We start from the raw sequence: 9073 nt of genomic DNA on the forward strand, positions 1-9073 counted from the left end.
GAGTCCCCGTGCCGAATCCGTCCGTCCCCCCGACGTCCCGAGAACCGTCCGTTCTCTACGACCCGCCCGAGCTGACCCCGGACAGGTGGGCGAGGGCCGGGCGCCGCCTCCTCGCCAAAATGGTCGGTGAGTTCGCCTACGAGGAGATCATCGAGCCCACTCCCGCCGGACCGGGAGAGGCGGACGGCTACAGCCTCCGTCTCGATGACGACGACGGGGACCGCGGAGATCACGGAGACCAGAGGGACCACGGAGACCAGAGGGGTCACGGAGATCACAGAGACCACGGGCAGGGCGGGAATCCCGGACACAAGCCCCGGCGCCCGACGGCGGCGCCCCGTCTCCATTTCCGCGCACACCGAGGCTCGTACGGCAGTTGGCGCGTCGACCCGGACAGTCTGGCCCTGGCCGAGGGCGATGGACCGCCGCTCCCCTTCAGCGACCCCCTCCGTTTCCTCACCCGGGCCCGCCGCACCCTGGGAATCGACGGCGCCACGCTCGGCCACCTCATCCGCGAGCTGACCGTCACACTCTCCGCCGACGCCCGGCTCGACCGGACCGCCCTCACCGCGGCGCAGCTCGCCGACCTCGACTACGCGGAACTCGAAGGGCATCAGACCGGCCACCCCTGGCTCGTCCTCAACAAGGGCCGCATCGGTTTCTCCGCGAGCGACACCGCTCGCTGGGCCCCCGAGGCCCGCCTCACCGCGCGGCTTCCCTGGATCGCGGTCCACACCGACCTCGCCGCCTACCGGGGCGTCACCGGCCTGGACACAGCGGAGAAGCTCTACACACGTGAACTCACCGCCGCCACAAGGGAATCCTTCGCGGGCATACTCAGGGCACGCGGTCTCGATCCGCATGACTATCTCTACTTGCCGGTGCATCCGTGGCAGTGGGACGACATCGTCCTGCCCCTCTTCGCCCCCTCCGTCGCCGCGGGAACGATCGTCCCCCTCACCACCGACGGCGATCTGCGGCTGCCCCAGCAGTCCATTCGTACGTTCCTGAACCTGTCCCGTCCCGACCGGCACACCGTCAAGCTGCCCCTGTCGATCCTCAACACCCTGGTGTGGCGCGGACTCCCGACCGAGCGCACCCTGGCCGCCCCCGCCGTCACCGCCTGGATGCACGCGCTGCGCGACGCGGACCCCTTCTTGCGTGACGAATGCCGGATGATCCTGCTCGGCGAGGTCGCATCGGTGACCGTCGAGCACCCGCTGTACGAAGGCTTGCCCGAGGTCTCCTACCAGTACAAGGAACTGCTCGGTGCGATCTGGCGCGAACCGATCACCCGGTATCTCGCCCCCGACGAGCGCGCCCGCACGCTTGCCTCCTTGTTGCACACCGACCCGCACGGCAAGGCTTTCGTTGCCGAGCTGGTCGAGCGCTCTCGTCTTGCCCCCGAGGTGTGGCTGCGACGTTTCTTCGCCGCCCTGCTCCCGCCGCTCCTGCAGTTCCTGTACCGGTACGGCACTGTGTTCTCCCCGCACGGGGAGAACGCCATCGTCGTCTTCGACGACAAGGACGTACCCGTCCGGCTCGCGGTGAAGGACTTCGTGGACGACGTCAACGTCAGCGCAGCGGCCCTTCCGGAGCACGCGACGATGCCGGACGGCGTCAGGGACGTACTGCTGACCGAACGCCCCGATTTCCTCACGCAGTTCATCCACTCAGGGCTTTTCGTAGGTGTCTTCCGCTATCTCGCCCCGCTGTGCCACGAGCAGTTGGGCATTTCGGAGACCGCCTTCTGGTCCCTCGTCCGTGCCGAGATCCTCCGCCATCAGGCGCGCGCCCCGCAGCTCAAGGAGCGATACGCGATGTTCGACCTGCTCACCCCCCGCATCGAGCGGCTGTGCCTCAATCGCAACCGGCTCCACCTCGACGGGTACCGGGACCGCCCCGAGCGCCCGCACGCCGCCGTGCACGGGAGCGTGCCGAACCCTCTTCATCAGCCTTGACCGGAGGATTGTCAGTGGAGACCCGTAGGCTGGTCGCGCTATGACAAAGCCCTCCCTTCCCGAGCTCCTGCATGCCGCCGTCACTGCCGTCGGCGGCACAGAGCGCCCTGGCCAGGTGACGATGGCCGAGACCGTCGCCGAGGCGATCGACGACGGTTCCCACCTGCTGATCCAGGCCGGTACCGGCACGGGCAAGTCCCTCGGATATCTGGTGCCCGCCCTCGCGCACGGCGAGCGTGTGGTGGTCGCGACAGCCACGCTGGCACTGCAGCGCCAGCTCGTGGAGCGTGACCTGCCGCGGACGGTGGATGCCCTGCATCCCCTGCTGCGCCGCCGGCCCCAGTTCGCCATGCTCAAGGGCCGCTCGAACTACTTGTGCCTGCATCGCCTCCACGAAGGAGTGCCGCAGGAAGAGGAGGAGGGCCCGGGGCTCTTCGACCAGTTCGAGGCCGCCGCCCCCACCAGCAAGCTCGGCCAGGACCTGCTGCGGATGCGCGACTGGGCGGACGAGACCGAGACCGGTGACCGGGACGACCTCACTCCTGGAGTGTCCGACCGCGCCTGGTCCCAGGTGTCCGTCTCCTCCAGGGAGTGCCTGGGAGCGTCGAAGTGTGCGTATGGGGCGGACTGCTTCGCCGAGGCGGCGCGTGAGCGGGCCAAGCTTGCCGAAGTGGTGGTCACCAATCACGCGCTCCTTGCGATCGATGCCATCGAGGGCGCTCCCGTCCTTCCTCAGCACGAAGTGCTGATCGTGGACGAGGCCCATGAGCTGGTTTCCCGCGTCACCGGCGTCGCCACCGGTGAGCTCACTCCGGGCCAGGTCAACCGCGCTGTGCGCCGAGCCGCCAAGCTGGTCAACGAGAAGGCGGCCGATCAGCTCCAGACCGCATCCGAAGGCTTCGAGCGGGTGATGGAGCTGGCCCTCCCCGGCCGTATCGAGGAGGTTCCGGAGGATCTCGGGTACGCGTTGATGGCCTTGCGCGACGCCGCCCGCACGGTCATCTCGGCGCTCGGCTCCACCCGCGACAAGTCGGTCCAGGACGAGGACTCCGTACGCAAGCAGGCACTCGCCTCCGTCGAATCGATCCACGACGTGGCGGAGCGCATCGCGAACGGCTCCGAGTGGGACGTCGTCTGGTATGAGCGTCACGACCGCTTCGGAGCCTCGCTGCGGGTGGCGCCCATGTCCGTGTCGGGCCTGCTCCGCGAGAAGCTCTTCAGCGACCGCTCCGTGGTCCTCACGTCCGCCACCCTCAAGCTCGGCGGCGACTTCAACGGAGTGGGAGCTTCTGTGGGGCTCGCCCCCGAGGGCACCGCCTCCGAGGATGCCCCGGCCTGGAAGGGCCTCGACGTCGGCTCGCCCTTCGACTACCGCAAGCAGGGCATTCTGTACGTCGCCCAGCACCTGGCCCGGCCCGGCCGCGAGGGCACGCGCAGCGACATGATCGACGAGCTGGCCGAACTGATCGAGGCGGCGGGTGGCCGCACGCTCGGTCTCTTCTCGTCCATGCGCGCCGCTCAGAACGCCGCCGAGGAGCTCCGCGGCCGGCTCGACATGCCCATCCTGCTGCAGGGCGAGGAGACGCTTGGCGAGCTGATCAAGAACTTCGCGGCGGACTCGCAGACCTGCCTGTTCGGGACGCTTTCGTTGTGGCAGGGCGTCGACGTGCCGGGCGCCAGCTGCCAGTTGGTGGTCATGGACAAGATCCCCTTCCCGCGTCCCGACGACCCGCTGATGAGCGCGCGCCAGAAGGCGGTGGACGACAACGGCGGCAATGGCTTCATGGCCGTCGCCGCGACGCACGCGGCGCTCTTGATGGCGCAGGGCGCGGGCCGCCTCGTGCGGGCATCGGCGGACCGCGGAGTGGTCGCCGTCCTGGACCCCCGGCTCGCCACCGCGCGCTACGGCAGCTATCTGAGGGCCTCGCTGCCCGACTTCTGGTTCACGACGGACCGTAATCAGGCGCGCCGTTCCCTGGCCGCGATCGACGCGGCGGCCAAGGCGACGGTCACGATCAAGGACGCCGACGAGGACAAGGCCGGTGAGGAAGACAAGGCCGACGAGGAGTAGCTCGCGTACGGCTCCCGGTGCACGTAAGTACGGCTCCCGGTGCATGTACGTAGGTCCCCGGACGCAGCAGGGCCCCGGAACCGGCGCAGTTGGTTCCGGGACCCGGTCAGGGGCGGAGGCTCACACCCGCCGCAGCACCGCCACCACCTTGCCGAGGATCGTCGCCTCGTCACCGGGGATGGGCTGATACGCGGAGTTGTGAGGCAGCAGCCACACGTGTCCGTCCTCGCGCTTGAACCGCTTGACCGTCGCCTCGCCGTCGAGCATGGCAGCGACGATGTCGCCGTTCTCGGCGACCGGCTGGCGGCGGACCGTCACCCAGTCCCCGTCGCAGATGGCGGCCTCGATCATCGAGTCGCCGACGACCTTGAGGACGAACAGCTCACCGTCACCGACGAGCTGCCGGGGGAGGGGGAAGACGTCCTCCACCGACTCCTCGGCGAGGATCGGACCACCGGCGGCGATGCGGCCGACCAGCGGGACGTACGAAGCGGCGGGCTTGCCTGCCGTGTCCGTGGGCTGGCTGCTCGGCTGGTCCGAGCCACGCACCTCGTACGCACGCGGGCGGTGCGGGTCGCGGCGAAGGAAGCCCTTGCGCTCCAGGGCCATCAGCTGATGGGCGACCGATGAGGTGCTGGAGAGGCCTACCGCCTGCCCGATCTCCCGCATCGACGGCGGGTAGCCCCGCCGCTGCACCGAGTCCCTGATGACCTCGATGACGCGGCGCTGCCGGTCGGTGAGCCCCGAGCTGTCGGCGCGGATTCCAGGAGGTCGGCCCGGTAGGGAGCGGGTGGGCTTGGGGCCCTCCTGGTTCGTGTCTGCGTCATTCATGGCATGCACCGGCTCGAGTCGGCTCTGGCGGTCCTGGGCAGTGATGGTGGCGCTGTCTGCGGTGGTGGTCACGTCGGTCGGCCCCTCTCGAGAATGTTCTCCCTAGTTAGCCAACGGTAGTTGCTTTCGAAAGGTTGCGCCAAACACACGTTCGAGTGAAAAATCGCAGAATGCCTACTGCGATCATGCGTCTGGGTGTATGGCTAACGTTCGAGCCGAATGGCATTTCGGTTGATTACGGTACGCTTCACCGCCGGGATCGCGACCCCCTCAGTGGGGCTCCCATACTGCCACTCGCGGCTCGGCCGGACCGGCACCGCCCCCTTCCTGTGCGTCGCGCGGGGCGGCCTCGTAACCTTCACGGCGGGCCGCGGGCGCGCGACACGCGATGGGGTCGAATGTGCGGCCAAACCCCAGATCTAGTGGTTGGATTGCAGCCACGGCCCAGAAGTTGTGGTCCCCGGTCTTTTCAGGCCGCGGGCATCGCCTATGCTTGGGGCTGCTTCGAGGGCCTCACGGGCCTGGTGAGGCCTACGAGTCGTGTCATGAAGGAGGGTTGGGAGTTCCATGCACTGCCCCTTCTGCAGGCACCCCGACAGTCGTGTGGTCGACAGTCGCACCACCGATGACGGCACATCGATCCGCAGGCGCCGTCAGTGCCCCGACTGCTCCCGTCGTTTCACGACCGTGGAGACCTGCTCGCTGATGGTGGTCAAGCGCAGCGGCGTGACCGAGCCTTTCAGCCGTACGAAGGTGATCAACGGCGTACGGAAGGCGTGCCAGGGGCGGCCGGTGACCGAGGATGCCCTCGCTCTGCTCGGGCAGCGGGTCGAAGAAGCGGTGCGGGCCACCGGAAGCGCCGAACTGACCACGCACGACGTGGGTCTGGCCATACTCGGTCCGCTGCAGGAGCTGGACCTCGTGGCCTACCTGCGCTTCGCGTCCGTGTATCGGGCGTTCGACTCCCTTGATGACTTCGAGGCTGCCGTCGGGGAGCTGCGGGACCAGCGGGAAAAGCGGCTCGATGACGAGCCGCCCGGCGCCGACGGCGAGCGCGGCGCGAAAAACTGCGGGCCCGGAGGGACTGTCGAAGTCCCGGTGCCCGCCACTGCCGCCGACTGACCGGCTGAACGGCCGACGGCGGCACACACAGACCTGTTGCGGGCGCCTTCGCGGGCTCTCGCGGCACCGGACAACACCGTGTCACGGGAACATCGTGGCACTTCAGGGCGTTTTAGCCTGATACAGGGAGGCGGCATGACCGAGACGACGAGCGGCCCGGCACGAGGTTCCCGCGCCAAGGGATCCAAGGCCAGCAAGGGTCTGCGTATCGAGCGCATCCATACGACGCCCGGCGTGCATCCGTACGACGAGGTGGTCTGGGAGCGCCGAGACGTCGTCATGACCAATTGGCGCGACGGCTCGATCAACTTCGAGCAGCGTGGCGTCGAGTTCCCCGACTTCTGGTCGGTGAACGCGGTCAACATCGTCACCAGTAAGTACTTCCGCGGGGCCGTTGGCACCCCGCAGCGCGAGACCGGCCTCAAGCAGCTGATCGACCGCATCGTGAAGACGTACCGGAAGGCCGGCGAGGACTACAACTACTTCGCGTCGCCCGCCGACGCCGAGATCTTCGAGCACGAGCTGGCGTACGCCCTCCTGCACCAGATCTTCAGCTTCAACTCGCCGGTCTGGTTCAACGTCGGCACGCCCCAGCCGCAGCAGGTCTCCGCCTGCTTCATCCTGGCCGTGGACGACTCCATGGACTCGATCCTGGACTGGTACAAGGAAGAGGGGATGATCTTCAAGGGCGGCTCCGGCGCCGGCCTGAACCTCTCCCGTATCCGCTCCTCCAAGGAACTTCTGTCCTCCGGCGGCAACGCCTCGGGACCGGTCTCTTTCATGCGCGGTGCTGACGCGTCCGCAGGGACGATCAAGTCGGGTGGCGCCACGCGCCGCGCGGCCAAGATGGTCATCCTCGACGTCGACCACCCCGACATCGAGGGCTTCATCGAGACCAAGGTGAAGGAAGAGGAGAAGATCCGCGCCCTGCGTGACGCGGGCTTCGACATGGACCTGGGCGGCGACGACATCACGTCCGTCCAGTACCAGAACGCCAACAACTCGGTCCGCGTGAACGACACGTTCATGAAGGCGGTCGAGGAGGGCGGCAAGTTCGGTCTGACGTCCCGCATGACGGGCGACGTCATCGAGGAGGTCGACGCCAAGTCGCTCTTCCGCAAGATGGCCGAGGCCGCCTGGGCCTGCGCCGACCCCGGCATCCAGTACGACGACACCATCAACGCCTGGCACACCTGCCCGGAGTCCGGCCGGATCAACGGCTCGAACCCGTGCAGCGAGTACATGCACCTGGACAACACGTCCTGCAACCTCGCCTCGCTGAACCTGATGAAGTTCCTGAAGGACGACGGTCTGGGCAACCAGTCCTTCGAGTCCGAGCGCTTCGCCAAGGTCGTCGAGCTCGTCATCACCGCGATGGACATCTCCATCTGCTTCGCTGACTTCCCGACGCAGAAGATCGGCGAGAACACCCGCGCCTTCCGTCAGCTCGGCATCGGTTACGCCAACCTCGGCGCCCTGCTCATGGCGACCGGCCACGCCTACGACTCCGACGGCGGCCGCGCGCTTGCCGGTGCCATCACCTCGCTGATGACCGGTACCTCGTACAAGCGTTCCGCCGAGCTCGCCGCGGTCGTCGGCCCGTACGACGGCTACGCCAAGAACGCCACGCCGCACAAGCGCGTCATGAAGCAGCACTCCGACGCCAACGCCACGGCGATCCGCGTCGACGACCTGGACACGCCGGTCTGGGCCGCCGCCACGGAGTCCTGGCAGGACGTGCTCCGTCTCGGTGAGAAGAACGGTTTCCGTAACTCCCAGGCATCGGTCATCGCCCCGACCGGCACCATCGGTCTCGCGATGTCCTGCGACACCACCGGCCTGGAGCCGGACCTCGCTCTGGTCAAGTTCAAGAAGCTCGTCGGCGGCGGCTCGATGCAGATCGTCAACGGCACCGTGCCGCAGGCGCTGCGTCGCCTGGGCTACCAGGAGGAGCAGATCGAGGCGATCGTCGCCCACATCGCCGAGAACGGCAATGTGACCGACGCCCCGAGCCTGAAGACCGAGCACTACGAGATCTTCGACTGTGCGATGGGCGAGCGCTCCATCTCCGCGATGGGTCACGTCCGGATGATGGCGGCCATCCAGCCGTGGATCTCCGGCGCGCTCTCCAAGACGGTCAACCTCCCGGAGACCGCCTCCGTCGAGGACGTCGAAGAGGTCTACTACGAGGCCTGGAAGATGGGCGTCAAGGCGCTCGCCGTCTACCGCGACAACTGCAAGGTCGGCCAGCCCCTCTCCGCCAAGAAGAAGGAGCAGGAGAAGGTCGCGGTCACCGAGAAGGCCGAGGACACGATCCGCACCGCGGTCGAGAAGGTGGTCGAGTACCGCCCCGTCCGCAAGCGCCTCCCCAAGGGCCGCCCGGGGATCACCACCTCCTTCACCGTGGGTGGCGCCGAGGGCTACATGACCGCCAACTCCTACCCGGACGACGGTCTCGGCGAGGTCTTCCTGAAGATGTCCAAGCAGGGTTCGACCCTCGCGGGCATGATGGACGCCTTCTCGATCGCCGTCTCCGTGGGCCTGCAGTACGGCGTTCCGCTGGAGACGTACGTCTCGAAGTTCACGAACATGCGCTTCGAGCCGGCCGGCATGACGGACGACCCGGACGTGCGGATGGCGCAGTCGATCGTCGACTACATCTTCCGCCGCCTGGCGCTGGACTTCCTGCCCTTCGAGACCCGTTCCGCGCTCGGCATCCACTCGGCCGAGGAGCGTCAGCGCCACCTGGACACCGGTTCGTACGAGCCGTCCCTGGACGGCTCCGACGCGGACGCCGAGGGTCTGGGCCTGGCCCAGACCGCCCCGCAGCCGGTCGAGGTCCCGAAGCCGGTCGCCGTGCCGAAGGCCGAGAAGCCCGCTCCGCAGCAGGCGCACACCAGCGCCGAGCTCGTCGAGATGCAGCTGGGCATCCAGGCCGACGCGCCGCTGTGCTTCTCCTGCGGGACGAAGATGCAGCGTGCCGGCTCCTGCTACATCTGCGAGGGCTGCGGCTCGACCAGCGGTTGCAGCTGATCCCGCACTTGCCGGGAGCTCCGGGCGATAGCCCGGAGTGAAGCCTGAACGCCAA

The 9073-nt window shown here is 68.0% G+C and carries 5 protein-coding genes; 4 read left to right on the top strand and 1 reads right to left on the bottom strand.

Annotated features, from left to right (window positions below):
- Positions 1 to 8: 8 nt before the first annotated feature.
- Together ACFQ7F_RS15805 and ACFQ7F_RS15810 are read left to right on the top strand one after the other, a co-directional pair.
- Complete coding sequence (locus tag ACFQ7F_RS15805) at positions 9 to 1961, top strand: IucA/IucC family protein (protein ID WP_383270712.1); 1953 nt, start codon at positions 9 to 11, stop codon at positions 1959 to 1961.
- 40 nt (positions 1962 to 2001) lie between these two features.
- Positions 2002 to 4032 (top strand): ATP-dependent DNA helicase, encoded by a 2031-nt coding sequence (locus ACFQ7F_RS15810; RefSeq protein ID WP_383270714.1) that lies wholly within the window; start codon positions 2002 to 2004, stop codon positions 4030 to 4032.
- A 120-nt stretch (positions 4033 to 4152) separates the two neighbouring features.
- Here ACFQ7F_RS15810 and lexA read toward each other — a convergent pair whose 3' ends face one another.
- Positions 4153 to 4935, bottom strand: a complete 783-nt coding sequence (lexA, locus tag ACFQ7F_RS15815; protein WP_383270716.1) for a transcriptional repressor LexA — start codon at positions 4933 to 4935, stop codon at positions 4153 to 4155.
- Positions 4936 to 5430: 495 nt separating this feature from the next.
- Between lexA and nrdR the strand changes: the two genes are divergently transcribed.
- Together nrdR and ACFQ7F_RS15825 are read left to right on the top strand one after the other, a co-directional pair.
- On the top strand, positions 5431 to 5985 hold the full coding sequence (gene nrdR / locus ACFQ7F_RS15820) for a transcriptional regulator NrdR (protein ID WP_383270717.1): 555 nt from the start codon (positions 5431 to 5433) through the stop codon (positions 5983 to 5985).
- Positions 5986 to 6120: 135 nt separating this feature from the next.
- Positions 6121 to 9018: a vitamin B12-dependent ribonucleotide reductase gene (locus ACFQ7F_RS15825; RefSeq protein WP_383270718.1), complete on the top strand. Its 2898-nt coding sequence runs from the start codon at positions 6121 to 6123 to the stop codon at positions 9016 to 9018.
- Positions 9019 to 9073 lie beyond the last annotated feature (55 nt).

This window comes from Streptomyces sp. NPDC056486, assembly GCF_042795295.1.
Classification (GTDB): domain Bacteria; phylum Actinomycetota; class Actinomycetes; order Streptomycetales; family Streptomycetaceae; genus Streptomyces.

Excerpts from the sequence above, each read along its gene's own strand:
- ACFQ7F_RS15810 (WP_383270714.1), top strand. The coding sequence starts at position 2,002 with ATGACAAAGCCCTCCCTTCCCGAGCTCCTGCATGCCGCCGTCACTGCC.
- nrdR (WP_383270717.1), top strand. The coding sequence starts at position 5,431 with ATGCACTGCCCCTTCTGCAGGCACCCCGACAGTCGTGTGGTCGACAGT.
- ACFQ7F_RS15825 (WP_383270718.1), top strand. The coding sequence starts at position 6,121 with ATGACCGAGACGACGAGCGGCCCGGCACGAGGTTCCCGCGCCAAGGGA.